Below are 26,348 nucleotides of genomic sequence, written 5' to 3' on the forward strand. Positions count from 1 at the left end.
AATCGTTTTCAGATCATCACCGCAAGCAGGCCGGCTACAAATTTCTTCATGGCGTCGCCGGAGCGCTGAACCGGAATCAAGTTGACCCGCTGGTCGGCGCCATTGCAGCGCCATGGCGGCTTTCTGCAAGAAACCTCCGGGCAATCTTGCGGCATGCCTGTGGGTTTCTCGGTCCGTGCCGGTCATTCCAGCGGGATGGTCGAATTGCGCTGGATCAGCGTGTTTTCCAGCACCACCTGGCGCGGCGATTTGCTGGTGCCGCGCATATAGTCGATCAGCATCGAGGCGGCGATCTGGCCCATTTCGTGGATCGGTTGGGCAATGGTGGAGAGGGTAGGGAAGGTCACGGCCGATTCCATGATGCCGTCATAGCCCAGGATCGACAGGTCGCGCGGCAGCTCCAGGTTGAGCGCATGGGCCGAATGCATCACGCCCAAGGCCAGCATGTCCGTGGTGGCAAAAATCGCGGTGAGCCCAGGGTTTCCGGTGATCATCGCCGCTCCCGCCTCGCGCCCGACCTCGAAGCTGGCGATATCGAAGGGTATCGAATAGACGATCTCGACGCCGGTCGCGAGATCCTCGGCCGCCTGCCTGATGCCGCGCACCCGCTCGCTGCCCACATCCTGGCCGCCGCCCCGTTGCGCCACGGCACCGGCCACCACGCCAATGCGGCGATGGCCCAGCTCGATCAGGTGGCGCATGCCCTGGTAGCCGCCCGAAAAGTTGTCGCAGACCACCGAACTGATCGCCGCGATCTTGGGCTTCATGTCGACAAAGGCCACCGCAATATCCCGCTCCCGCAGCATGTTGACCTGCTTGATGGTGCGCGGCGTGGCGCTCGACGGGCGGATGATCACGCCCTGCACCCGCATCTCCAGCATGGTGTTGAGATAGGCTTCCTCGCGATCGGCATCGCCGTTGGTCGAGCACAGCAGCACCCGGTAGCCCTGGTCGAACATGGTGTTCTCGATGGCATAGGCCAGCGCACTGCTGAACGGCGTCCGCTGCTGCCTGAGCAGCACCCCGACGATGTTGGACTGCTGCGTACGGAACGAACTGGCCAGCCCGTTGGGCCGATAGCCCAGCTCGGCAATCGCTTTGCCCACCGCCTCCCGCACCGCCGGCCGCACATGCGCATAGCCATTGACCACCCGCGACACCGTCGCGATCGACACATTGGCCAGCTTCGCCACATCCTTGATCGTCACCATCTCGGGTCAGTCCTGTGTCGCGCCGCAAGCATGCCGCCAGATTTCCCGCAGAATCCTCGCCGAAATTCTTGCTTCGGCAGAGCCCGGACTTGCGTCGGTTTTGATAGCTTGTCTTGAAAACGTTTACAAGCTAGCGTCACTCAATCGACAAGCGTGGGGACTAGTTACGAGGTGCAAAAGCACCCTTGGAAGTGAGGCTTCCGGCTCCAACCCACCAGCCGGACCTCGGAGGATGCGAAGTTTTCATTTCGTGGGAGGGAAGCATTATGCAGAAGGATCGTCTCGGCGTAACGCGGTGGCTGGCGGCAACGTCGGTCCTGCTCAGCGCAACAGCCTTGCCTGGCGCCATCGCGCTGCCGGTCCAGGCCCAGGATGCAGCAAATGCCTGCGCCAGCGGCTACACCGAGGCGCCGCAACTCGAGGCCATGGTTGACGCCGGCAGCCTGCCTGCTGTCGCCGAGCGCCTGCCGCTCGAGCCCCTGGTTATCCAGCCGGCCGAGGAAATCGGCGTCTATGGCGGCCAGTTCATCGACAGCTGGGGCGGCGGCAATGTCGCCGACATGCGCCAGTTCGGCTACGAGCCGCTGGTACGCTGGAGTGTCGATGGCTCCGAAGTCGTGCCCGGCATCGCCAAGAGCTGGGATATCAGTGAGGACGCCAGGAGCTACACCTTCCACCTGCGCGAAGGCATGAAATGGTCCGACGGCCACCCCTTCACGGCCGATGACATCATCTTCTGGTGGGACCGCGTCGAGAACAACCCGAAGGTCATGACCGGCGGCCCGCGGGCCGAACTCAAGAACAATGGCGCTGTGCCCACAGTCACCAAGGTGGACGACTACACCGTCACCTTCGCCTATGAGCAGCCCAATGGCCTGTTCCTGCAGAACATGGCGGGCCCCTATGGCCAGCGCGTCGTGCAGTTCCCCAAGCACTATATGGAACAGTTCGATATCGACCTGAACCCCGATGGCGTGGCCGAAATGATGGCTGCGGCAGGGGCGACCGATTACGCGGCGTGGTGGAAGGGCAATGTCGGCTCCTATGGCGACGCCGCCCAGTTCAACAATCCCGAACGCCCGTCAGTCCATGCCTGGATCGGCACCGATAGCCTGCTCGGCAAGGAACGCGTGACCTTTGTCCGCAATCCCTATTACTTCGCCGTCGATCCCTCGTGCCAGCAGCTCCCCTATATCGACGAGCGCGTCTGGACCGTGGCGGCCGATCCGGAAGTGACGCTGCTCCAGGCCATCCAGGGCCAGATCACCATGTCGCCGCGCAATATCTCGACGCCGCAGAACCGCGCGGTGTTCTTCGACAGCCAGCAAGCTGGTGACTACCACCTGGTTCCGGCCACCAGCTGCGACTACAACACAGCCGTGCTCGGCTTCTCGGTCAACCATCCCGATCCGATCAAGGCGCAGGTCTTCGGCTCCAAGGATTTCCGCATCGGCGTATCCCACGCCATCAATCGCCAGGAAATCATCGATACCATCTATCTAGGGCAGGGCGAGCCCTTCCAGCCGGCGCCATTGCCGAATTCCCCGTTCTACAACGAGACGCTGGCCAAGGAATTCACCGAATTCGACCTCGCCAAGGCGGCCGAACACCTCGACAAGATCATCCCGCTGGGCGCCGACGGCGTTCGCGTCGGGCCGGACGGCAAGCCGTTCAAGTTCTCGGTCGAGATCAACGCCGATTTCAAGCCGGATACGGTCGATGCCTTCCAGCTCATCGAACGCACCTGGAAGCAGGCGGGCCTGGACGTCACCATCAACTATCACTCCGACGAACTGTTCGGTAACGCCCGCGCCAAGCCCGACGCCGATGCCGCCGTGTGGGTGGGCGAAAACGGCTGCGGACAGCTGCCGCTGCTCAATCTCGGCCGCTTCATGAACGACTACGGCTACTGGTCGCTAGGTAACTGGTCCGGCTGGGCCGCCTGGGACATCAAGCGTCTCAACCCCGGTGCGGAACTGCCCGAAGGCTGGTCGCCGATCGAACCGCCGGCCAATGTCCAGCGCCTCTATGAACTGCGCTCGACCATCCCGACCACGGTCGGCGAGGAGCAGGCCGCGCTGATGGCCGAATTCACCGGCCTCCTGGCCGAGGAATTCCTCACCATCGGCATCGCCAACCCGGCGGGCTATTACCGCTCGGTCAAGAACGACCTGCACAATGTGCCGGCCGAACTGATCGAGGGCTGGCTCTATCCCGGCCCGGCGCCAGCCAATTTCGCGACCTTCTTCCTCAAACCCTAGACTCCCCGGAGCCGGGTGGCCTCGCCAAGGGCCATCCGCACCTGGCCGGCTCCGTTCATTCCCTTTGCGGAGCCGGTCATTTTATTCCGTGCCACGCCCTCGAGGTTCGAGGCTCGAGAAGGGCTCGCACCTCACCATGAGGGCGACTGAAAACTCGGTGCTCCAACAGTCTTCGTGAGGTGGGAGCGAAGCGACCCTCGAACCGCGAGGGCGTGGCACAGAGCAAAGGAGACCACCATGGGATCATTCATGCTGCGCCGGATCATCTACGTGATCCCGGCTCTGATCGCGGTCTCGCTGATCTCCTTCCTCGTGATCGCCATTCCGCCGGGCGATTTCATCACCCGCACTGCCGAGCTACGCGCCGCCCAGGGCGATATCATGCCACTGGCCGAGCAGGAGGCGATGCGCCGGGCCTATGGGCTCGATCTGCCCATCATGGTGCAATACTGGAACTGGATCTCGGGCGTCGTCACCCGTGGTGACTTCGGCTACTCGTTTTCCTTCAATCTGCCGGTTAAGGACGTCATCTGGCCGCGCCTGGGCCTCACCATCCTTCTGTCGGTGGCCAGCCTGCTGTTCATCTGGGTCATCGCCATCCCCATCGGCATCTATTCGGCCGTGCGCCGCTATTCGGCCGGCGACTATCTCGCCACCTTCCTCGGCTTTCTGGGCCTGGCCATTCCCAATTTCCTGCTCGCCCTTGCAGTCATGTACATCGCCTTTGCCTGGTTCGGCATGAATGTCGGCGGCCTGTTCTCGCCCGAATATCTCGAGGCGCCATGGAGCTGGGGCAGGGTGCTGGACCTGCTCAATCATCTCTGGCTCCCCATGATCGTTCTGGGCACCGCGGGCACGGCCAGCGTGATCCGCGTGATCCGCGCCAACCTGATGGACGAGCTGCACAAGCCCTACGTCACCGCCGCCCGCGCCAAGGGCAAGGGCGAGTTTGCCCTGCTGATGAAATATCCCGTGCGCCACGCGCTCAATCCGTTCGTGTCCGGCCAGAACGATATCTTCGTCGACATCGTCTCGGGGGGCACCATCGTCGCCATCGTCATGGGCCTGCAGACCACCGGCCCCCTGCTGCTCGACGCGCTGCGCACCCAGGACATGTACATGGCCGCCAGCTTCATCCTGATGCTGAGCGTGCTGGTGGTGATCGGTACGCTGCTGAGCGACGTGCTGCTGGCCTGGCTCGATCCGCGTATCCGGTACCAGCAGGGGTAGGGAGATGAGGATGCACAGTGTTCGCCTCAATCGCGATGTCATCCCGGCGAAGGCCGGGATCCATGCTGTGGCCCCGCCGCCGTCTGGATGTCGCGGCTTTCCACGGACATGGATTCCGGCCTCCGCCGGAATGACCCGGCGGTTGGTTGACACAGCCGAGGAGGCCCACCCATGAGCACCTTCGACCAAACCACCGGCCAGGTGGCCCCCATCGCCACCGCCCATCAGCGCGGCCGCGGTTATGACGGCCATTGGGCCCTGGTCTGGCAGAAGTTCCTGCGCCACCGGCTCGGTGTCGCCGGCGCCATCGTGGTCGTCCTCGCCTATATCGTGGCGCTCATTCCCGAATTCCTCGCCCCCGTCACCCTCGAAGCCTACAACCCCGCCTATAGCTATGCGCCGCCCCAGGCCATTCACTGGGGCCGCGATACTGGCGAGGGCTGGCGCTTCGCCCCGCATGTCAACGCCTACAAGTCGGAGATCGACTACAATTCCGGCCGCCGCACCTTCGTCGAGGACCCCTCCCAGCCCATCGATATTGGCCTTTTCGTCGCGGGCGAGCCCTATCGCCTGCTCGGCCTCATCCCCACCGACCGCCACCTCTTCGGTCCCGTCACGGCCGGCCAGCCCTTCTTCATCGCCGGTGCCGATCGCCTCGGCCGCGATATCCTCAGCCGCACCATCTATGGCACGCGCATCTCCATGACCATTGGCCTGGTCGGCGTCACGCTGAGCCTGGTCTTCGGCATTCTCATCGGCGGTATATCGGGCCTGTTTGGTGGCGTGGTCGACAACCTCATCCAGCGCTTCATCGAGTTCATCCAGTCGGTACCATCAATTCCCCTCTGGATCGGGCTTGCCGCCGCCATCCCGCAATCTGTCCCGCCATTGCAGGTCTATTTCCTCATCACCATCATCCTGTCGGTGCTGGGCTGGACCAGCCTCGCCCGCGTCGTCCGCGGCCGGTTCCTCGCCATGCGCAACGAGGATTTCGTCAAGGCGGCACGGCTCGATGGCTGCGGGCCGGTCCGCATCATCTTCCGACACATGCTGCCCAGCTTCCTCAGCCACATCATCGCCACCGTGTCGCTGGCCATCCCCGGCATGATCCTGGCCGAAACGGCGCTCAGCTATCTCGGCATCGGCCTGCGCACGCCCATCGTCTCCTGGGGCGTGCTGCTGCAGGAGGCGCAGAATGTGCGCACCATCGCCTCTGCCCCCTGGCTGCTGCTACCCGGCGGCGCAGTGGTGATCGCTGTGCTGGCGCTCAACTTCCTTGGCGATGGTCTGCGCGACGCCGCCGACCCCTATTCGGACTGAGGCAAGCGCTCATGCAGACCACCGACAATCTCGTCGAAATCCGCGACCTCGCCATCACCTTTGCCGGCTCGGTCGATGTGGTGAACGGGCTCGACCTCGACATTCCTGCCGGCAAGACCCTGTGCCTAGTGGGGGAGTCCGGCTGCGGCAAGTCGGTGACGGCCAAAGCCATCCTCCAGGTCATCGACCATCCCGGTCGCGTCTCGGGCGGATCGATCAACCTGCGGCAGACCGATGGCAGCCTGCTCGACATCGCCGCCACCAGGTCCACAAGTCCGGTCATGCGCCACGTGCGTGGCGCCGATATCGCCATGATCCACCAGGAGCCGATGAGCTTTCTCTCGCCGCTCTACACCATCGGCAACCAGATCAGCGAGGCGCTGACCCTGCATCGCAAGGTCAGCAAGAAAGAGGCCCGGGCCGAAGGCATCAGGATGCTCGAACAGGTCGGCATGCCCGATCCAGAGCGGCGTTATGACAGCTATACCTTCCAGCTCTCGGGCGGCCAGCGCCAGCGCGCCATGATTGCCATGGCGCTGATCAACCAGCCGCGCCTGCTCATCGCCGACGAGCCCACCACCGCCCTCGACGTGACCACCCAGGCCAATATCCTCGACCTCCTGGCCCAGCTCCAGCGCGACAGCGGCATGGCGGTGCTGTTCATCACCCATGACCTGGGCGTCGTCGCGGAAATCGCCGATGAGGTCGCGGTGATGTATCTCGGCCGGATCGTCGAACGCGGCCCGGTGCGCGAGGTGCTGGAAAACCCCAAGCACCCTTATACGCGCGGCCTGCTCGCCTCGATGCCGCGTCTCGACGGGGACTTCAAGGCGCCGCTCAAGGCCATTCCTGGCATGGTGCCCCCGCCGGCCTTGCGGCCGGCCGGATGTCCATTCCACCCCCGCTGCGAATGGGCCGTCGCTGGCCTCTGCAACGTGATGCCCGTGCGCGACAGCGACCTGGGCAATGACCACATGGTGGCCTGCCACGCCTATGGCCCGCAGGCGGCGCAGATCACCAGGACCCCATTGCGCCCGCCGGCCGAGGCTGTCGCCGTCGCCGCCCGCAAGCCAGCCGGTACCGAGCCGCTGCTGAGCGTGCGCGATCTGCACAAGCATTTCCCCATCCGCTCCGGCTTCTTTCAGCGTCAGGTGGGCGCGGTGCGAGCTGTCAACGATATCTCCCTCGATATCTATCCCGGCGAAACACTGGGGCTGGTGGGCGAGAGCGGCTGCGGCAAGTCCACCTTGGGCCAGACCATTGTCGGGCTGCACCGCGCCGATGGCGGCTCGATCCGCTTTGCCGATGGCGCCAACCCGCCGGCAGATCTGCTGACCGCACGTGGCGCCGAAGCACGGCGCCTGCGCACCGATATCCGCATGATCTTCCAGGACCCGACCGGTTCGCTCAATCCGCGCATGCGGGTGCGCGACATCATCGGCGAGGTGCTGCAGGTCAATGGCGGCCATAGCCCGGCCGAGATCGAGGGCAGGGTGCAGTCCCTGCTGTCGAGGGTCGGGCTCAGCCCTGATTATGCCGAGCGCTACCCGCATGCCTTTTCCGGCGGCCAGCGCCAGCGCATCGCCATTGCCCGCGCCCTGGCATCCGATCCCAAGCTGGTCATCGCCGACGAAGCGGTTTCGGCGCTCGATGTCTCGGTGCAGACCCAGATCATCAACATGATGAAGGCGTTGCAGGCCGAAATGGGCCTGACCTATCTCTTCGTCAGCCACGACCTTGGTGTCATCGCCAATATCAGCGACCGCGTGGCGGTGATGTATGCGGGCCGCATCGTCGAGATCGGCAGCACCGAGGCAATCTTCCGCAATCCGCGCCACCCCTATACCGAGGCGCTGCTGGCGGCCATTCCCGGCCGGGGCATCAGCAAGCATCGTGTGCGGCTCCCGGGCCATGTGCCCGACCCTGGCCAGCAGCTGACCGGCTGCCCCTTTGCCGATCGCTGCCCCTATGCCCTGCCGGCCTGCCGCGCCGTCCTGCCGCCGCTCGATGGCACCCCCAACCATCGTTTCGCCTGCATCCGGGCCGATGAGTTGCAGTTGCGAACGGTGGCCGGTCCGCCGGACCTGGTCACTGCGTGAATTCGGTCGACAGATCGGTCAACTGGCGTACAGTGTCTGTTCCACCGACGCGCGGAAAGGGAACATGCATTCCACGATACAGCTGATCAACCTGCTGGGAGCCGGGGCCCTGCTGCTCTGGGGCTTGCGGATGATCAAGACCGGCGTCATGCGGGCTTTCGGCGCGTCGCTGCGGCTATGGATCGCCAAGGGCACCGGCAACCGCTTTGCCGCGGTGCTGTCGGGCATCATGGCGACGCTGGCGCTGCAATCGAGCACCGCCACGGCCGTCATCACGGCCTCCTTCGCCAGCAATGGCGCCATCAACCCGCGCATGGCGCAGGCGGTGATGCTGGGCGCCAATGTCGGCACCGCCATTGCCGCGGTGATTCTGTCGCTGGATGTGCACTGGTTCGCCTCGGCCATGATCCTGGTCGGCGTCACCGTGTTCCAGCTCAGCAAATATGCCCGTGGCAAGGGCATCGGCCGCGCCCTGCTGGGCCTTGGCCTCATGCTGCTCGCCCTGCAACTGGTCGGCGGTGTCACCGGACCCCTGCGCGAATCGGAGGTGATGATCGCGGTGCTGTCTGGCCTCAGCGATGCCCCGGCATTCGCGCTGATCCTGGCCGCTGTCCTGGCCCTCGTCGCCTCATCGAGCCTGGCGGTCGTGCTGTTCGTGGCCCTGCTGGCCTCTGCAGGCATTGTCACGCCCCCATTGGCGGTGACACTGGTGGCCGGCGCCAATCTGGGTGGCGCCATTCCACCCTTCCTGGCGGTGCTGCATGAAGGCGTCGAGGCCCGGCGGCTCACCCTGGCCAATCTCGTGGTCCGCGGCATCGGCGCCATTGCCCTCACAATTTTCGCCGTGCCGGCCGCCAACCTGCTGCAGGCTGTGCTTCCCAATGCCAGCAGTCTGACCATCGCCGCCCATATCGGCTTCAGCCTGGTGCTGCTGGTGCTGTTCCTGCCGGTGCTCGGCCCCATCGGCAAGCTGGCGGCGCTGGCCGTTCCCAAGCCGGACACGCCGGAAAAGGGCACCAACTATCTCGACGACGGCGTGCTCGATACGCCGACCATCGCCCTGGCCGCCGCCGCGCGCGAAACCCTGCGCGTCAGCGACATCGTCTTGCGCATGCTGCAGGGCAGCCTCGAAGCCATGCGCAAGCCCGGCCCCGGCACGCGCAGCACCGTGTCGCTGCTCGATGACGATGTCGACGCCCTGAACCAGGCCATCAAGCTCTACCTGACGCGGCTCGATCAGACCGAGCTCGATGCCGACGATGCCAGGCGTTCCGGCGAGATCATGAGCTTTGCCATAAATCTGGAACATGTCGGCGATATCGTCGAAGGCGGCCTGTGCGAGGTCGCCGGCAAGATCGCCAAGCGCCAGCTCAAATTCTCCGCCGATGGCCTGGCCGAAATCGTCGCGCTCTACGAAAAGACCATTCACAACATGCAGCTGAGCCAGACCGTGTTCATGACTGGTGATCCGCAACTGGCCCGCCAATTGGTGGCGGCCAAGGTCGAGGTGCGCCAGCTCGAAGCCAGCTCGGCCAAGGCCCATATCCAGCGCGTTCGTGAGCGTGTCCCGGCCTCGGTCGAGACCAGCTCGCTGCACCTCGATACGCTGCGCGATCTCAAGCGCATCAATGCCCACCTGGCCTCGGTCGCCTATCCCATCCTCGAAACCAAGGGCGAGCTCGACGAGAGCCGCCTGCGCCCCAATGCCGTCCTCGAGCCGAAGACGGCCTCCAAGTAATTCCGGAGCCTCTGATGAACTACGATGCCGTCCTCGCGGACATGGTTGCCGTCGCCCGCGAAGCCGGAGCCCTGACGCAGGCCTATTTCAAGCGCTTCCGCGACATTGAAATCGGCATCAAGGGCCCCGCCGACTTCGTCTCCGACGCCGACAAGGAAAGCGAGCTGCTCATTCGCAAATTCCTGTTCGCGCGCTACCCCGGATGGAGCTTTACCGGCGAGGAGTTCGACCCCGTCAATACCGACAGCGAGCATCGCTGGCTGGTCGACCCCATCGACGGCACCACCAACTTCATCAACGGCATGCATTACACCATCTCCCTCGCGCTGCGCCGCGGCAACGAGACGGTCTGCGGCGTGCTCTATAATCCACCGGCCGACGAGATGTTCACCGCGATAGCGGGGCAGGGCGCCTTCCTCAACGGCGAGCGCCTGAAGGTCAGTGAACAGGCTGATGTGGGTCTGTTCAACATCGGCACCGGTCTGCCCACGCCCGGCCTGCAGCTCTATCCCGGTTCATACGAACGCCTCGACGCTATCCGCGCCCCGGTCGGCGCCGTCCGCATTGTCGGCAGTGCCGCCAATAGCTGCGCCTATGTCGCGATGGGCCGGCTGACCGGCTATTACGAGGAGACCGGCTTCGTCGACACGGCCGCGGGCATCCTGCTCGTTGAGGAAGCCGGCGGCGTCGTCACCGACTGGTGGGGCCGTGGCCCGGAATTCTACGAACGCACCGGCACGCTCATCGTCGCCAACAAGGCGACGCATGCTTATCTGATCGACAAGCTGAAAGACGTGCCGAAGAAGGATCCGCTCCTCACCTCTCCCTCTGGGGGAGAGGTCGGCGCGTAGCGCCGGGTGAGGGGGCCTTTACTGGGTGACGTGTGGGTGCAAGGCCCCCTCACCCGACCGAAGACGGTCGACCTCTCCCCCAAAGGGAGAGGTGAAGAAATCACCCCACCAGCGCCAGCAATCCCTCGGGGTCATCCGTGGTGATCTGATCCACCTTCAACGCCAGCAACCGCTCCACCACCGGCTTCGTGGCCGCACTCGCCTCCCGGATGGTCCAGGCGTCGATGCGCTTGCCATGCTGGTGAAACGCCGCGACCATGTCGAAGCCGGCATCGGCGGATTTGGTCACGATCTCCCAATAGAGGTAGATCAGGTCCGTCCCATCAAGCGCGGCCACGGCATCGTCGACAAAGCCCTGCAGGGTGCCCCCGGCTATCGCGGCCCTGAACCGCGCCTCGTCGCTGGGATCGAACCCGCTGCGCATTCCGGGCACTGCGCCGGTCAGCAGCTTCACGGCCGCAGCCGATCCCGACGACACGATCATGTTGCGCGCCACCGGCCCGGTCGCCCGCGCGAACTTCGCGATCGCCGCCGCGTCGAGCACCGTCTCGTCTTCCTTGTAATCGAGCTGTAGCAGCGCATCGGGATGCACGTTCCCCGCCGCCATCAGCGCGCAAAGGTCGTCGAGCAGCATCACCTTGTCGGCAATAGGCGCGCCGTCATTGCCACGCAGCTGCAGCTCCCGGATCATCGCGTCGCTGGCCGCCGCAACCGGCCCCTGGCCCGTCGTCTCTCGGTCAAGCGTCAGGTCATGTAGCACTGCCATGCCCTTGTCGCCGGTGACCACCAGGTCGACCTCGACACTGGCACCCAGCCGCATTGCTTCCAGGATGCGCGCGCCGGTAAACACCGGATCGCTCAGCCGGCGCCGTCCGCGATGCCACTTGAGCCAGGTGCGATGGCCGTTGCGCTCAATGAATATGGGATCGGTCATGCCTGAATAGCCCTCATGGTGAGCCTGTCGAACCACGAGGGCGTGCTCGCCGATCGTGCCACGACCTCGTCCTTCGACAGGCTCAGGACGAGGTCTGCTGAAGTGCTAGGCCCGGTGGATCACCACGCCGTCCCGATAGGCCGCGATGGCCCGGGGCGCCAGCGTCACGCCCTGGCCCGCCCTGAACAGGTCAGGATGGCTCACCATCGCCTTGACGCGGGTGGCGTCGTTGAGTTCGAGGTCCACCAGGCCATGGGTGCCATAGTCGGTGACCCGATGCACCTTGCCCTGGCTGCCCTCGCTGGCCACCGCCAGGTCCAGCGCCTCCGGCCGCACCGCCAGGATGGCCGGGCCATCGCTCACGGGCAGGGGCGTCGAATACCCGGCCTTGCTGAAGATGCCGTTGGCCACATTGCCCTCGATCAGGTTCATCGTGCCGATGAAGCCGGCGACGAAGGGCGTCTGCGGCTCGCGATAGACCACGTCCGGCCGGTCGATCTGTTCGGTCTTGCCGTCGCGCATCACCACGATCCGGTCAGCCATCGACAGCGCCTCGTCCTGCCCATGCGTCACGAACAGCGTGGTGATCTTGAGCCGCTGCTGGATGTCGCGAACCTCCTCGCGAAGTCTTTCGCGCAAGTGCTGGTCCAGACTCGCAAAAGGCTCGTCGAGCAGCAGGATTTTGGGCTCCAGCACCAGCGAGCGCGCCAGCGCCACGCGCTGCTGCTGCCCGCCCGAAAGCTGGGCGACATGGCGCGTGCCATAGCCGGCAAGGCCCACCAGATCCAGCACGGCCTCTACCCGCCGCTTGATCTCGTCGGGCGCCACCTTGCGTAGCTTGAGCCCGAAAGCCAGGTTCTTGAACACATTCATATGCGTCCACAGCGCATGGCTCTGGAACACCATGCCCGTCGGACGCTTCTCTGGCGGCACATGCGTGATGTCCTCGCCATCAATGGTCATCTCGCCCGATGTCGGGCGCTCGAAGCCGCCCACCATCCGCAGCAGCGTCGACTTGCCCGAGCCCGATGGCCCGAGCAGGCACACCAGCTCCCCATCGGCCACTTCGAGCGAGAAACTGTCCACCGCACGGACATTGCCGTTGGGGAATATCTTGGAAACGTCTTTGATCTTGAGAACGGACATTCAAACTTCCTTGCTGCGCCAGCGAGGGGCGCGCAATCCAATTGGCACCGTCATTGCCCGGCTTGTCCGGGCAATCCAACCCGTAGCCGGTTTGGACCACCCGGACACGCCGGGTGGTGACGACGAATAGGGCAGATCGGAGTTGACCATCACCCGCCAAACCCCCGCGCAAACGATCCCGAATTGACCACCCGCCGTGCAAACAGCAGGGCGATGAAGCTGGGCACCCAGAGCAGCACCGACAGCACCGCGCCATATTGGATGACCGGCTGGTTGTTGATGAACGAGATCATCAGCACCGGCAGCGTGCGCACCTGCGGCGCGCCGATCAGCCAGGCGCCTTCGGTCTCGTAGAATGTGCCCACGAAGCTGAGCAGGATCGCCGCGGCAATGGTCGGCCCGGCCTGGGGCAGGGTGATCGACCAGAATACACGCATCGGGCTGGCGCCCACGTCCCGCGCGGCCTCTTCCATGCGCCGGTCCACCGACTGGAAGGCGGCCACCGGAATCCAGATCATGAACAGCAGCGTGCCGACCAGCTGGATCAGCACCACGCCCCAGAACGTGCCGATGAGATTGAGCTGCAGGAAGATGCCGGCAATGGCGACCAGCAGGCCGAATTTTGGGAAGGCATGCCCGGCCAGGAACGAGAAGAACAGGATGTTCCGTCCCGGAAAATCCAGCCGCGCAAAGGCATAGGCGGCCGGCAGGCAGACCAGGGCCGACAGAAACGTCACCGTCGTCGCCAGGGTCAGGCTCATGGTGATCGAGCTCCAGACGTCGGCACGCGCCAGAGTCTGGTTCCAGAACCTGAGCCCGAATTCCTGCGGGATCAGTGCCGGGAAGCGCCAGACATTGGTGAAGGCCCAGGTGCCCACCACCACCAGCGGCAGCACGATCACCAGCGTCAGCACCACGGCGAAGATTATGCCGGTCCAGTCGGTTGGGCGGCGAATGGTCACGGATGTCATGGCGCCTGGTTCCTGGCGACGGAGCGTACGTAAAACAACCCGAACACGATGCAGAAGCCGAAGGTGATGACCGCCTGGGTGATGGCCGTCTGCGGCTCGAACAGCTCGCGGAACGTGCGCTGCATGAACGGCCCCATCATTTCGGGCGCGGCCGGGCCCAGCACATAGGGCAGGGTGAAGGCCGAAAAGATGCCGAGCACGGCAAAGGAAATCGCCACCAGGACGGAATTGGAAATGCGCGGCAGGATGATGTGCCAGAGCAGCGCCAGCTTGCCCGCGCCGACGTCACGCGCCGCCTCGATGGCCTGGTTGGACACATTGCCCAGCCCCGACAGCAGGATCAGCACGGTCAATGGGATATTGTCCCAGACCAGGCCGATCACCGGCCCCCAGGGGGTCAGGTAGGGCGAGCGAATCTTGGGCAGGCCGACGGCATTGAAAACCAGGTCGACCGTGCCATTGGGGCCCAAAACGCGGATGAAGGCAAAGCTGAGGATGATCGAGGGCACGAACATCGGGAAGATGGCGAGCCCCTGCACATAGGCCGCGACCTTGCTGTCCGAGAAGCGCAGGTAGAGTGCGATCGGCAGGCAGACCACCAGCAGCAGGATGGCGCAGACCCCCGTCGTCCACAGCGTGATCGACAGGTTCGACAGGCTGTAGCCGTCCGAAAAGAAGAAGCGGTAGGTCTCGACCGAAAAGCTGTTGCCGCCCTCGGGGGTCTTGACCCAGACCGTCTGGATGACCGCCGAGATGATCGGCCAGATGATGAGCCAGATCACCAGCAGCACCGGCACGGCGACCAGCAGGAGGCCAATTGGCCTCCTGCGTTCGGGTGCGGCGAGCACTGGCTGGCCCGCGTCGATTGCTGTCACGAAGCCGGGTCCACGTTTGGAGCCACGGCGCGATACCAGCCGTCATTGATGGCCTTTTCCCAATCGCCGCCCGGGAAGGTCGGGATGGTGGTGGGGATGATATCGGCGAACTTTTCGCGCAGTTCGGGCGAGACGTGCTCCCACGACACGCCCGGGAAGCCGCCCAGTTCGGTCAGCACGGCCGATTGGATTTCCTCGGTCAGCAGGAAGTCGGCCAGCTTGAGCGCAGCGTCCTTGTTGACGCCATTGGTCAGCACGGCCAGCTTGGTGAAGCCGCCCGGCAGGCCGAGATCGCTGAGCTGCACCAGGCCGGTCGTCTCGGGCAACACGCCCTGGGCGATGGCCGACAGCGCCTGGTCCGACCAGGCTGGGATCATCGTCACGGCCGACTGGCCCAGCAGCTGGATCGACTGGGTATTGCCCGACGTATAGGCGCCGCCATCGAACAGCGACGGAGCCAGGTCCATCAGGATGTCCCAGGCCGGGTTCAGCATCGCTTCGCCGGCTTCAGCGGTGTAGTTATCGACCGCGAACTTGGACGGATCCTTGCCGTTGGCTTCGAGGATGGCGCGGCGCACGAAATTGCCGCCCGAGCCGCCCTTGTTGGGACGGTTGTAGATGAACTGGCCGGGATTGGCCTTGATCCAGGCAACCAGGTCCGGCCAGGTCTTGGGGGCATTGGCCGGGTCGAGCTTGGTGGTGTCGTAGGCCAGCAGAACCTGCGAGCCGCGATAGGGCAGGTTGGTCGGAATGTCGAAGGCCAGCGGGTTGATCTTGCCGTAATTGCTGAGGCCGGCCGTTTCGAAGTCGACATAGAGGCCCTTGGCGATGCCGTCGACCGTGACGCGGGTGTCGAAGCCTTCGAACAGGTCGGCCTGCGGGTCGGCGCCGCTGGCCATGGCAGCCAGGGCGCGATCGCCGATGGCCGCAACGCCGGCACCATCGCCGCCGTCAACCAGGTTCAGGGTCACGCCGGCATTGGCGGCCTCGAATTTCGGCTTCACCACATTGGTCCAGAAGTCGATGACGTTCTGGTCCGACGAGAAATACACGTCGATGACGCCTTCGGCGCCAAAGGACATGCGGGGCAGCATCAGGGCGCCAGCAAAAGTGCCGGCAGCGAGCATGAAATCACGCCGTTTCATTGTAATCTCCCAAAGTCCGTTCATTGGAACGGATGTTCCACGAGACGGGCAGGTCCGCTCGTAGGTTTCATCGATCTTGCGTCGACCTCTCCCGAACGAAAGCTAACTCCCGGCCGGAAAATTATGCAAGCGGAAACCCGCCGCCACGCGACGCTACGATGCGAGGCTACAAATCACAGCTTTGCGACACTGGTGTAACAGGCGTCATTTCTCCGCCCCCTGCCAGATTGTGACAGGATTCTTGTCGCGAGAATGACAGTCTAAGTTTTTGGCAAGCATTGGCTATTCGCCGGACCGGTAACGAAGTGGCAACGCGTGCCCGCGGCCCGCCATTTCCTCGCCTCGACCGTCGGGCGCATGACGTCAACAGGGTGATGATGGATCGTCCAGGGGAGCGCCATCGCGAGCTTCGCCAGCTTTCGACTGCCGCATTTGCTGTTTCGAACGAACTCTGCACGGCATTCCACATTCGCAACAAACGTTCCATACAGACGCTGGAAATGGCGCGAGACGAAATTGCCATCGGCATCAAACCTCGGCGGTCGCAAGCGTCGGCAATGCATGGCCGTCCTGATCTTGCCCCTATGGCATCCGGTATGGCGATGGCGCAGGTTTCGCCTGCATGCAACCAGGAAGGGTCCGCACCGCCGCAAAGCGCGGGCCCTTCTACGGTTCAGATGCGGGCAGCCAGCTCTTCCAGCTGCGCCGCGCACAGGCCCCAGCCCTCGTGGAACCCCATCTTCTTGTGGCTTTCGGCGTCTTCCGTGGTCCAGTGGCGGGCGACTGCGGTGTAGCGCGTCTTGCCCTCGCCGGCGTCCTCGAAAGTCAGGATGGCCGTGAAGAACGGCTTGGCCGATGGCGCCCAGTCGCCGGTAAAGGCATCGGTAAACACCAGCTTCTCGTTCGGCACGATCTCCAGATACTGCCCTTGATTGGGGTATTCGTTGCCATTCTCGTCGGCCATGACGAAGGCATTGCCGCCGCCGGGCCGCAGGTCGATCTCGATCCTGGGCGTCGTCCACGGCTTGGGCGCGAACCACTGCTTGAGCAGGTCGGGCTGGGTCCAGCACTGATAGACCTTGTCGCGCGGCGCGTTGAGCAGGCGGGTCAGCACCAGGTCGCGATCGGTATCTTCGGTTGGCAGGGTATTGGTCATTTCGTCCTCCTGAATGGCGTTTCACAGGAGCGACGAGTGGCGTTGGTCGGTTTCGACGGGGCCACTGCATTTTTTCGATCGAGATCGGCGATGTGGCTACTGCCCCAGCGTCTTCAGCGCCGGTCGCAGATGCCCCCGGCTCTCGTCCAGCAGCCGCTGCGCCTCCGCCAGGCCGTCGGCCCCCGCCGCCAGCAGGATTGCGACCTTGACGGCGCCACCGGCCTGCTCCAGCGCCGCCGCCGCGGCATCCTCCGGCACTTCGCTCACCGCCATGACGATGCGCCTGGCCCGTCCGCGCAGCTTGGCATTGTCGGCGATGACATTGACCATGAAGCCGTCATGCACATGGCCCAGATGCACCGCCATCATGGTGGACAGCATGTTGAGCGCGATCTTCTGCGCCGTGCCCGCCCCCATGCGGGTCGAGCCGGCAATGACCTCGGGCGGCGTCGGCAGGCAGATGGCCACGTCGACCTTCTCGAATATGGGCGCGCCGCTATTGTTGCTGATGCCGATAGTGCGCGCGCCCGCTGCCCTGGCAGCGTCCACCGCCGCCATCGGATAGGGCGTATAGCCACTGGCCGTCAGCGCGATAACGCAGTCGCCATTGCCGACGCCGGCTTCGGCAATGGCAGCGCGGGCCGCATCCGCATCATCCTCGGGGCCGCCTTCCATGTCCGTCAGCGCTGCAAGCCCGCCCGCCAGCAGCACCTTGATGCGGTCGCGGGCGAGGCCATAAGTACCCGGGATTTCCAGCGCATCGGCAAGCGCCATCAGGCCCGAACTGCCGGCGGCCACATAGACCAGCCAGCCCCCGCCGGTGATGCAATCGGCCGCCAGTTGTGCCGCTTTGGCGATCTCGGGCACCGCCTCCTGCACGACGCGCGCTGCCTCGACTTGCGCCACTGCGAGAATCGCCAGGGCCTCCTCGGGAGGCTTCGTGTCGAACCCGCTGGCGCTCGCATGGGTCATCTCGGTTCGTGTCGCGATCATGCCAGTCTCCAGTCGCCGCAATAATGCCAAAAAAATACCACTTGTCCAGCCGGAGACCCCGATGCCGCCGGTATTCCGGTCGTGGAACCGCCAAAAGCCCAATTTAGCCAGCACCATGCCCCTGTGGTGCAGAAATGCGATTTGGGGGTTGGTGAATGGTATTTTATTGGTATTATGGCGGCCAAGGAGCATGGCTTGGCCAAAGCGCAGATATTTAGTGATATGAAATGCACCGCTGATCGCAACAAGGCGAGGGGGGAATAGTGGCAGAGGTCTCGAACGGTTTCTTTGCCGATGGTCCCGTCGTGCTGCCATCGGGCGGCCCGCTCTATCTGCAGCTCAAGCGCTGGATCGAGGATGCCGTCCACAGCGGCGCCATCAATCCCGGCGATGCCCTCCCTTCCGAACGGGATCTGGCCACCAAGGTCGACGTCTCGCGCGTCACCGTGCGCAAGGCCGTTCTGCAACTGGTCAAGGACGGGGTGCTGGTGCAGCGCCACGGCTCGGGCACCTTCGTTGCACCGCAGACCCAGCGCGTCGAGCAGTCGCTGTCGCAGCTGACCTCGTTCACCGAAGACATGGCGCGGCGCGGCATGGCCGTGCGCGCCGAATGGCTCGATCGCGGCCTCTACCTGCCGTCACCCGAGGAAACCATCATTCTGGGCCTGACGTCGGGCGAGCAGGTGGCGCGCATCTCGCGCCTGCGCCTTACCGGCGATACGCCCCTGGCCATCGAGCGTGCCAGCCTCTCGTCGCGTGTTCTGCCCGATCCCCAGGCGATCGGCGACAGCCTCTACAAGCACCTCGATAAATCGGGCAATCGCCCCATTCGCGCCATCCAGCGCATCCGCGCCGCCAATCTGGGCGAGGAGGACGCACAACTGCTGCAGGTTCCAGCGGGTTCTGCGGGCCTCAATATCGAGCGCACCTCCTATCTCGCCTCCGGGCGTGTCATCGAATTCACCCGCTCCATCTACCGGGGCGACACCTATGATTTCGTCGCCGAACTGCGGATTGGTGACTCTCCCACCGGAGGCAGCAAGCCATGAGAATGAAGCGCGCAATCGTCTGCTTGCTGGGCGGCCTGACGCTCGCAACCCTGGCCGGGCCGGCAAGCGCCCAGCCTGTGACCTATCAAGTGGATCTGCTCTTCGACAAGTTTACGACCGGGCCCCGGCAGATAGAAACCGTTCGCTTCACCATGCGGGCCGTCAGCCCTCAAGCGGCGGAATCAATGTGCGCCAGTGGCATGAACATGATCAGGTTGGGCAGAAACATCATGGAGAAAAACCCCGGCGCACTGGGTTTGCCCGGTCGCTGGAGAGCTGGCGGTGGCCAATGCGTTACGAACAGCGACGGAAACGTTGTGATGACTGTCCAAGCGCCTGGAGGAAGCAACTAGTATGGGCAACGAGACCTTCATGCGCCAGGAAGTCGAAGCCATTCCCGGCGTCGTCGCCAATTTCCTCGACCAGAGCGGAGCCGTGCTGGACAAAGCCGCCGCCACCTTGCGCGAGCGCAATCCCGCCTTGGTCGTGACCGTTGCCCGCGGTTCCTCCGATCACGCCTGCTCCTATCTCAAATACGCCATCGAACTGACGCTGGGCCTGCCCGTCGCCTCGATCGGTCCCTCCATTGCCTCCATCTACGGCAAGGACCTCAAGCTCGGCAGCGCCGCCGCCATCGCCGTCTCGCAGTCGGGAAAATCGCCCGATATCGTCGGCATGACCCAATCAGCCCGCCGCTCCGGCGCCACCACCATTGCCATAACCAATACATCGGGCTCGCCACTGGCCGATGCGTCCGATTTCACCATTGATCTCCACGCCGGCGTCGAAAAATCCGTCGCCGCGACCAAGACCTTCGTTACCTCGGTGGTCGCGGGCCTGGCGCTCGTCGCCCGCTGGAGCGGCGACGACGCGCTGCGAGCAGCCATCGACCATCTGCCGAACTCGCTGGCCAGGGCTGTCGCCTGCGATTGGTCCGGCATGATCGGGGCGCTGGACGGGCATGATGCGCTCTACGTGCTTGGGCGCGGCCCCGGCTTTGCCATCGCCAACGAGGCGGCGCTCAAGTTCAAGGAAACCTGCAACATCCAGGCCGAATCCTACAGCGCCGCCGAGGTGATGCACGGCCCGGTCGCCATCGTGACGCCGGGCTATCCCGTGCTCGCGCTGGCCGCACGCGACGCCGCCGAGGCCTCGGTTGCCGACATGGCCCACAAGTTGGCCGGGCAGGGGGCGCTGGCTTTCCTCACCAGCGACCGGCCGGGCGCCGCCACGGCCTTGCCTTTTGCAACCACGGGCCATCCGCTTACCGATCCGCTGGCGCTCATCGTCTCCTTCTATGGCTTCGTCGAAGCCCTGTCCCGCCATCGCGGTCTCAATCCCGACGTGCCGCCGGCGCTCAAGAAGGTCACGGAAACCGTATGAGCGACCTCCTCGCCATTTCGGGCGCCCGCATCTTCGATGGGCAGTCCTGGCATGATGATGCGGCGCTGCTGGTCGAGTTCGGCCAGGTGTCCGGCATCGTCCGTGCAGGCGCCCTCCCGGCTCATGCCGAATCCGTTCGGCTCGAAGGTGGAATGGTGGTGCCCGGCTTCATTGACCTGCAGGTCAATGGCGGCGGCGGCGTCTTGTTCAACAACGATCCCTCGGTCGACGCCATCAGGACCATCTGCGCCGCGCATGCCCGCTACGGCACGACGGCGCTATTGCCCACGCTGATCACTGATACGGTAGCGGTCAACGTCGCCGCCATTGCCGCCGGCAAAGCCGCTGCAGCGCAGGGCGTTCCCGGTTTCCTCGGTCTACACCTCGAAGGCCCGCACCTTTCCCTCGCGCGCAAGGGCACGCACGATCCGGCATTGATCCGCCCGATGGACGACGCCGACCTCGCCCGCCTCATCGCCGCCCGCGCCGACCTGCCCAATCTGCTCTGCACCGTCGCCGCCGAAACCGTTACGCCGGCGCAGATCTCGGCCCTGGCTGCCGCTGGCATCATCGTCAGCATTGGCCATAGCGACGCGAGCGCAGCAGCCGCCGGCGCCGCCTTCGCCGCTGGGGCCAGCATGGCCACGCACCTGTTCAATGCAATGAGCCAGCTCGGCAATCGCGAACCGGGCGTGGTCGGCGCCGTACTCACCGCGGACAACGTCTCGGCCGGCCTCATCGCCGACGGCATCCATGTTCACCCGGCCGCTATCCAGATCGCGCTGCGCGCCAAATCGGACGACGGCCACATCTTCCTGGTCACCGACGCCATGTCGCAGACCGGCACGGACCTCACGACCCTGACGCTCAACGGGCGCACCATCACCCGCGCCGACGGCGCCCTGCGCCTCGCCGACGGCACCCTGGCCGGGGCCGATCTCGACATGATCGACGCCGTCGAATTCATGCATGGCCGCATGGGCCTGCCCTTCGAAGAAGCCATCCGCATGGCCTCTCTCTACCCCGCCAGGGCGATGGGCATTCAATCCGAATTCGGCCATCTGCAACCTGGCGCGGTGGCGAACTTCGCGCATCTGTCCGATGCGCGGCAGGTCAAATCCACCTGGATCGGCGGCAACAAGGTTTGGGGCGCTGGAACTAGGGCCAACGCCGTTCACTCAGGCTGAGCCGAAAACGGCGAGCTCCGAGAACCGGCGCGCAGCGTACATCAGTACGTGAGCACCGGAAGCGGAAGAGCTTGCCGTTTGCAGGCCAGCATCAGTGAATGGCGGCCGGCCCTAGCCGCGGCCAATATAGGGCATGGTTGTCGCCATCACCGTCATGAACTGCACATTTGCGTTTAGCGGCAGCCCCGCCATATAGAGCAGCGCATCCACCACATGGCTCACGTCGAATGTCGGCTCCGGCACGATCGTGCCATTGGCCTGCAGCGACCCGCTGTTCATATGGGTTGTCATGTCGGTGGCGGCATTGCCGATATCGATCTGTCCGCAGGCGATGTTGAAAGCCCGCCCATCCAGCGAAATCGCCTTGGTCAGGCCGGTGATCGCGTGCTTGGTGGCCGTATAGGATGCGGCGCCGGGGCGCGGCACATAGGCCGAGATCGATCCATTATTGATGATCCGTCCACCCTGCGGGTTCTGGTCGCGCATGGCGCGGAAGGCTTCGCGCGCCACATAGAATGCGCCATTGAGATTGGTATTGACCATTTCCTGCCAGGTGACCACGTCGAGATCGCCGAACGAGACGGCCGGCGCGAAGCGGCCCGCATTGTTGAACACCACGTCGATCCGGCCATAGGCCTCTTTGACCCCGGTGAAGAAATGCGCCACCGCGGCAGGGTCAGTCACATCACATTCGCCCCAATGTCCCTTGGTCCTGGCAGCGGTCGACTGCAGCGCATCGGCCCGACGTCCGCAGATGGCAACATCGTAGCCCGCAGCGGCCAGGCCCAGGGCCGCCGCCCGCCCGATGCCCGAGCTTCCTCCAGTGACGACCGCGACCTTCTTTTGCCCTGACATGCGCCCTCCCAATTGTGGCGGAGCGGATTGGGCCGCCCCTTCGATTCCAGATTGTGGGCACATTCGCGCCGCATCGCCGCTACGTCCATGGCGAAGTTTCATCTGCCCATTTGACCGAATTAATGACCGCAAAGCGGGCGGCCATGGGCGCAAAGTCCCCGAAATGCTGGAATTTTAACGCTTCGTTCAGCCGGGTTAACAGCTCGTTTCCATCTGTGTGCTGAATCTGCAACATCCGGTTCTCAACCATATTGCCAGACCCGCAAAACGGCTTTTGCGCGATTGCGTCATTTTCCTCGATGCGTAGAGTGGGTCTTGCGAATCCATGCATGGGATCGTTTGTCGGTCGCAGCGCGACGGCAACACACTGCACCACGAATAGTGTGGTCGCGTTACGACAAACCGCTGGGTAACCGGCACTAAGAATGACTGACTTTGGAGGTCAACTAATGAAACTCAAGAGCCTTATCCTCGGTTCTGTCGCTGCTGCCGGTCTCTCGACCGCTGGCTTCGCTGCCGATCTGGGCGTCCTCACCTCGCTGGACGTTTGCGACGAGCTGGGCCTGTCGGGCCTGACCATTTCGTCCGACACCAACTGCCTGCAGATCTCGGGCGAAGTGAAGTATGAATTCAACTGGGGCAACTACAACGAGTCCTACGCGATTGCGATGCCGACCGCTCTCGGCAACGTCACCATCGACGTTCCCAGCAACATTGCTGGCACCAGCAACAATGACTGGGAATCGCGCGTTCAGTCTTGGCTGAAGTTCGTCGGCACCGCCGGCAGCGACTTTGGTCCTGCTCAGGCTGTCATCAAGCTGAAGCATGACGACCGCGTTCGCGTTCGCAACGGCGGCACTGCCATCGGCGGCTTCCCCGGCGTTGAGCAGCGTGAAACCGGCAGCAACGTCGTGATCGACGAAGCTTACGTCCAGGTTGGTGATACCACCGTCCTGACCGCTGGTAAGCGCGGTTCGATCTTCAACAAGGGCGACGACGAGCCTTTCAACTTCACCGGCCTGTTCATCTCCTCGCGTGCTGACACCGGCGTCATCGCTGACGAAAACGCTGGCGGCTTCACGCCGAAGCGTGGTGGCCATGTCATCCAGCTGTGGTCGAACATCGGCGAAGGCCTGATCGCCAAGATCGGTCTCGAAAACCTCGACTCCGGCGGCGCTACCGGCGCAACTGTCCTGAACGCTGCCACCACTGGCAACGAAAAGGCCGGTACCCTGGTCGGCGTTCTCGACTATGCTGGTTCGGGCATCACCGCTCACTTCAGCGGTGCTGTTGGTGGCATCCTCGACGGCGTTCAGACCGCTGGCGACACCTACCTCATCCACACCGGCGTGACCGCAACCTTCGACGCGTTCAAGGTTCGTGCTGCCCTGGCTGTTGGTGGTGCTTACGTCCCCGCCAATGCTGCCTACTCGTCCTACTGGAACGGCCTGGTTTCGGCTGAAGCTAAGTTCGACATGTTCAAGCTTGCTGTGTCGGCTGAAGCCCTCGGCGCCCGCACCGCTGCTGGCGTTGATCTCGGCACCGACTTCGGTTTCGGCGCATCGCTTGGTGCAACCGTTGCTGAAGGCATCGAAATCAACATCGGCGGTCGTTACTTCAACGACGCTGACGCTGGCTTCGGTGACGGCTACCAGGTTGCTGCTCAGTTGATCGCTTCGCTGACCGAAACCATCAAGCTGACCGGCGAAATCGGCGTCTACGGCCATGCCGCCGACGTTGCTCCGGCTCCGGTTCGCGCTGCGTTCTCCGACTTCTACGGCAAGGCCGAACTGGCCTGGACCCCGGGCGGCGGCTTCTCGTCGTCGGTTGGTGCCACTGTCCAGCAGAACGGTGCCTACAAGGTCACCTTCAAGGCTGCCAAGGCCTTCCAGTAATCCTCGGATTACTCTGGCTTACGGAAAGGCCCGGCTCACGCCGGGCCTTTCTGCTTTTGCGGGCTAGGTGTTCCTCCGCCCACAACGTCATCCCGGCGCAGGCCGGGATCCATCCTGAGGTCTGTCCACGTCCAATCAGGACGGCCCACTCGGAACGGATTTCCGGCCTTTGCCGCCATGACCGGCAAACCGGCCAGCGCCCGATGACACTGATTCTGTGAATTCTGGCCGGCTGCCGCGCCCCGCGCCGGCACCACCAAAATAATCCCGCTGAAACAATCACTTACGCCGTCCATTTTCGTTTCCTCCCGCCGCGAAATGCACTAGCTTTGCCGCAATTGCGGACATTCACTGGAACGGGAATGATCAGGGACCTCATCAAGTGGGTCGTGCCGGGACTCGCCACTGTCCTGGGCGGCACAACCTTGTGCCTGGCGATGACATCGACTGATATCGCGGACGATCTCGCGGCGCGCGGCGCTGCGGCGATGGTCGCTGGCGGCTACGACTGGGCCGAGCTGTCGCTCGATGTCCGCGACGTGACCTTGACGGGCACCATCACCGACCAGGCCCTGCTGGATGCCGCCATCGCCCGGCTTGCGGCTCTCGACGGCGTTCGCTCCGTCACGCCGGATGTCACCCTCGCGCCGCTGGCTTCTCCCTATATGCTGCAGGCAAGCATCGAGCAGGGTGCAATCAACCTTTCCGGCGGCGTGCCGAACGAGACTGCCCGGCAGCGCCTGCTGTCGCTCGCCGGATTGGAGCAGGGGGTGCTCGAACTGCGCTCGGGTGTGCCCGATCGCCGCGCGTGGGTGGCCGGAGCCGAATTCGCTATCGATCAGCTGCAGTATTTTGATCAGGGCGAGGCCACGGTCACCGACCTGACCATCAGCCTCAATGGCCGTGCCAAGTCCGAGCGCGCCTTCCGCGACCTGCTGATCGTCCTGCGCGCCGGTGCGCCGGCCGGGCTCGCGCTGGGTGAGGTCAGCATCACGCCCGCGCTCGTCACCCCCTATCAGTGGAGTGCCAACTTCGACGGCAAGCGGATCGATGTGTCTGGCTACGTGCCGGACAATGCCCTTGCCGAGCGCTACCGCACCGCCGATGTGTCGGGCGCGCAGGTCGCGACCGGGCTGGCGCTGGGTTCCGGCGAACCCACTGGTTTTGCTGATCTTTCCCAGCAGCTGCTGGAACAGCTTGCCCGCCTCGAATATGGCGCCGCCAACATCACCGATGGCCAGAGCACGCTCACCGGCGCCCCGGTCACACTGGAAATCGCCCAGGGCATTGTCGAAACGCTCGAGCCGTCGGGAACCATCGTCACCCTCGAACCGCCGCGCATCGCCGACTATTGGATGAGCGCCACACGCCAGGCCGGTGGTGTCGTCGTATTCGATGGCTACGTACCAGACGAGGCGACGCGCGAGGCCTTCAGCCTCCGTGAAGGCGCCGACACCAGCTATCTCAAGCTCGGACGCGGTGCGCCGGAGCGCTACCGCTCGGGCGCCGATTACGGACTTGATGCGCTCCAACTGATGAGTGAGGGCCGCATAGCGCTGCGCGACAATGTGCTGACCATCGCCGGAACCGCCCGCTCCGGTGCCGATTACGATGCGCTGCTTGCCATGATGGCCCAGCAGGCCCCGCAGGGCCTGGTCCTGGCGCGCGCCGAAATCCTGGCGCCACGCGCCAGCAGCTATTCCTGGGCGGCGACCAAGGACGCGACCGGCGCCATCGCCCTTTCCGGCCAGGTTCCCAGCGCCGCCGACGAGGCGCAACTGCTCGCCGCGGCAGGACAAGCGGCAACCGAAACAATGACTTACGCGTCCGGCGAGCCCAATGGCTTTGTCGCCTCGGCCCAGACCGGGCTCAGCCTGCTGCAATGGCTGCGCGAGGGCAGCGTCGTCTATGACGGCGCGGGCTGGACCGTAACCGGGACGGCCAATTCGGCCATCGACAAGGGTACCATCGAGGCAGATTTCCTCACCCGGAAACTCGCATCATCAGGCTGGTCCATGGCCGTGGCCGAGCCGCCGCCCACCATCCCCC

23 protein-coding genes are annotated in these 26,348 nt (G+C 64.3%); 12 read left to right on the forward strand and 11 right to left on the reverse strand.

The genetic code is table 11. The features are described 5' to 3' along the window. Nucleotides 1-182: 182 nt before the first annotated feature. Nucleotides 183-1,211: a LacI family DNA-binding transcriptional regulator gene (locus tag IH615_RS04235; RefSeq protein ID WP_291360076.1), complete on the reverse strand. Its 1,029-nt coding sequence runs from the start codon at nucleotides 1,209-1,211 to the stop codon at nucleotides 183-185. A 266-nt stretch (nucleotides 1,212-1,477) separates the two neighbouring features. On the opposite strand from IH615_RS04235, the gene IH615_RS04240 reads away from it, so the two are divergent. The 6 genes from IH615_RS04240 (at nucleotide 1,478) to IH615_RS04265 (ending at nucleotide 10,710) form a co-directional block, all read left to right on the forward strand. Then, the gene (locus IH615_RS04240) at nucleotides 1,478-3,472 is read left to right on the forward strand and encodes an ABC transporter substrate-binding protein (RefSeq protein ID WP_291360078.1); all 1,995 of its coding nucleotides are present in this window, start codon (nucleotides 1,478-1,480) and stop codon (nucleotides 3,470-3,472) included. 237 nt (nucleotides 3,473-3,709) lie between these two features. Then, nucleotides 3,710-4,702, forward strand: a complete 993-nt coding sequence (locus IH615_RS04245; RefSeq protein WP_291360079.1) for an ABC transporter permease — start codon at nucleotides 3,710-3,712, stop codon at nucleotides 4,700-4,702. A 171-nt stretch (nucleotides 4,703-4,873) separates the two neighbouring features. Then, nucleotides 4,874-6,022, forward strand: coding sequence for an ABC transporter permease (locus IH615_RS04250; protein WP_291360080.1), 1,149 nt, complete (start codon nucleotides 4,874-4,876; stop codon nucleotides 6,020-6,022). 11 nt (nucleotides 6,023-6,033) lie between these two features. Further along, nucleotides 6,034-8,121, forward strand: coding sequence for an ABC transporter ATP-binding protein (locus IH615_RS04255; RefSeq protein ID WP_291360081.1), 2,088 nt, complete (start codon nucleotides 6,034-6,036; stop codon nucleotides 8,119-8,121). Nucleotides 8,122-8,185: 64 nt separating this feature from the next. Next, nucleotides 8,186-9,859, forward strand: coding sequence for a Na/Pi cotransporter family protein (locus IH615_RS04260; RefSeq protein WP_291360082.1), 1,674 nt, complete (start codon nucleotides 8,186-8,188; stop codon nucleotides 9,857-9,859). A 14-nt stretch (nucleotides 9,860-9,873) separates the two neighbouring features. Then, nucleotides 9,874-10,710, forward strand: coding sequence for an inositol monophosphatase (locus IH615_RS04265; RefSeq protein ID WP_291360083.1), 837 nt, complete (start codon nucleotides 9,874-9,876; stop codon nucleotides 10,708-10,710). Between the two features lie 100 nt (nucleotides 10,711-10,810). On the opposite strand, the gene IH615_RS04270 is transcribed toward IH615_RS04265, so the two are convergent. The 7 genes from IH615_RS04270 to IH615_RS04300 form a co-directional block, all read right to left on the reverse strand. Beyond that, the gene (locus tag IH615_RS04270) at nucleotides 10,811-11,644 is read right to left on the reverse strand and encodes a glycerophosphodiester phosphodiesterase family protein (protein WP_291360084.1); all 834 of its coding nucleotides are present in this window, start codon (nucleotides 11,642-11,644) and stop codon (nucleotides 10,811-10,813) included. Nucleotides 11,645-11,749: 105 nt separating this feature from the next. Further along, entirely contained in the window at nucleotides 11,750-12,790 is a 1,041-nt protein-coding gene (locus IH615_RS04275; RefSeq protein WP_291360085.1) for an ABC transporter ATP-binding protein, read from the reverse strand. Nucleotides 12,791-12,939: 149 nt separating this feature from the next. After that, a complete protein-coding gene (locus IH615_RS04280) occupies nucleotides 12,940-13,761 on the reverse strand; it encodes a carbohydrate ABC transporter permease (protein WP_291360086.1) in 822 nt (273 codons plus the stop codon). Continuing rightward, complete coding sequence (locus IH615_RS04285) at nucleotides 13,758-14,636, reverse strand: ABC transporter permease subunit (RefSeq protein WP_291360087.1); 879 nt, start codon at nucleotides 14,634-14,636, stop codon at nucleotides 13,758-13,760. The genes IH615_RS04280 and IH615_RS04285 overlap by 4 nt, the downstream gene beginning before the upstream one ends. Continuing rightward, nucleotides 14,633-15,781, reverse strand: coding sequence for an extracellular solute-binding protein (locus IH615_RS04290; protein WP_291360088.1), 1,149 nt, complete (start codon nucleotides 15,779-15,781; stop codon nucleotides 14,633-14,635). Before IH615_RS04290 ends, IH615_RS04285 begins: the two co-directional genes overlap by 4 nt. 673 nt (nucleotides 15,782-16,454) lie before the next feature. Next, on the reverse strand, nucleotides 16,455-16,937 hold the full coding sequence (locus tag IH615_RS04295; RefSeq protein WP_291360089.1) for an SRPBCC family protein: 483 nt from the start codon (nucleotides 16,935-16,937) through the stop codon (nucleotides 16,455-16,457). 96 nt (nucleotides 16,938-17,033) lie between these two features. Further along, nucleotides 17,034-17,930 carry an N-acetylmuramic acid 6-phosphate etherase gene (locus IH615_RS04300; RefSeq protein ID WP_291360090.1) on the reverse strand — a complete coding sequence of 299 codons (897 nt, stop codon included), beginning with the start codon at nucleotides 17,928-17,930 and terminating at the stop codon, nucleotides 17,034-17,036. 263 nt (nucleotides 17,931-18,193) lie between these two features. Here IH615_RS04300 and IH615_RS04305 point away from each other — a divergent pair, with 263 nt between their 5' ends. Genes IH615_RS04305 through nagA form a run of 4 tightly spaced genes read left to right on the forward strand, consistent with a single transcriptional unit; the run spans nucleotide 18,194 to nucleotide 21,549 of the window. Then, nucleotides 18,194-18,979, forward strand: coding sequence for a GntR family transcriptional regulator (locus IH615_RS04305; RefSeq protein ID WP_291360091.1), 786 nt, complete (start codon nucleotides 18,194-18,196; stop codon nucleotides 18,977-18,979). 2 nt (nucleotides 18,980-18,981) lie between these two features. Next, a complete protein-coding gene (locus IH615_RS04310) occupies nucleotides 18,982-19,332 on the forward strand; it encodes a hypothetical protein (RefSeq protein WP_291360093.1) in 351 nt (116 codons plus the stop codon). A gap of 1 nt (nucleotide 19,333) precedes the next feature. Beyond that, nucleotides 19,334-20,362 (forward strand): SIS domain-containing protein, encoded by a 1,029-nt coding sequence (locus IH615_RS04315; protein WP_291360094.1) that lies wholly within the window; start codon nucleotides 19,334-19,336, stop codon nucleotides 20,360-20,362. After that, on the forward strand, nucleotides 20,359-21,549 hold the full coding sequence (nagA, locus tag IH615_RS04320) for an N-acetylglucosamine-6-phosphate deacetylase (protein WP_291360096.1): 1,191 nt from the start codon (nucleotides 20,359-20,361) through the stop codon (nucleotides 21,547-21,549). The genes IH615_RS04315 and nagA overlap by 4 nt, the downstream gene beginning before the upstream one ends. A gap of 111 nt (nucleotides 21,550-21,660) precedes the next feature. On the opposite strand, the gene IH615_RS04325 is transcribed toward nagA, so the two are convergent. Together IH615_RS04325 and IH615_RS04330 are read right to left on the reverse strand one after the other, a co-directional pair. Beyond that, nucleotides 21,661-22,404, reverse strand: a complete 744-nt coding sequence (locus IH615_RS04325; protein ID WP_291360098.1) for an SDR family oxidoreductase — start codon at nucleotides 22,402-22,404, stop codon at nucleotides 21,661-21,663. 79 nt (nucleotides 22,405-22,483) lie between these two features. Next, nucleotides 22,484-22,735 carry a hypothetical protein gene (locus IH615_RS04330; RefSeq protein ID WP_291360100.1) on the reverse strand — a complete coding sequence of 84 codons (252 nt, stop codon included), beginning with the start codon at nucleotides 22,733-22,735 and terminating at the stop codon, nucleotides 22,484-22,486. Nucleotides 22,736-22,853: 118 nt separating this feature from the next. Here IH615_RS04330 and IH615_RS04335 point away from each other — a divergent pair, with 118 nt between their 5' ends. Continuing rightward, on the forward strand, nucleotides 22,854-24,299 hold the full coding sequence (locus IH615_RS04335; RefSeq protein WP_291360102.1) for a hypothetical protein: 1,446 nt from the start codon (nucleotides 22,854-22,856) through the stop codon (nucleotides 24,297-24,299). Nucleotides 24,300-24,334: 35 nt separating this feature from the next. Here IH615_RS04335 and IH615_RS04340 read toward each other — a convergent pair whose 3' ends face one another. Then, a complete protein-coding gene (locus tag IH615_RS04340; protein ID WP_291360104.1) occupies nucleotides 24,335-24,595 on the reverse strand; it encodes a hypothetical protein in 261 nt (86 codons plus the stop codon). Between the two features lie 66 nt (nucleotides 24,596-24,661). On the opposite strand from IH615_RS04340, the gene IH615_RS04345 reads away from it, so the two are divergent. After that, a partial coding sequence (locus IH615_RS04345; protein ID WP_291360106.1) for a BON domain-containing protein occupies nucleotides 24,662-26,348 on the forward strand: 1,687 nt, incomplete at its 3' end.

Source organism: Devosia sp., assembly GCF_014860165.1.
Taxonomy (GTDB): Bacteria; Pseudomonadota; Alphaproteobacteria; order Rhizobiales; family Devosiaceae; genus Devosia.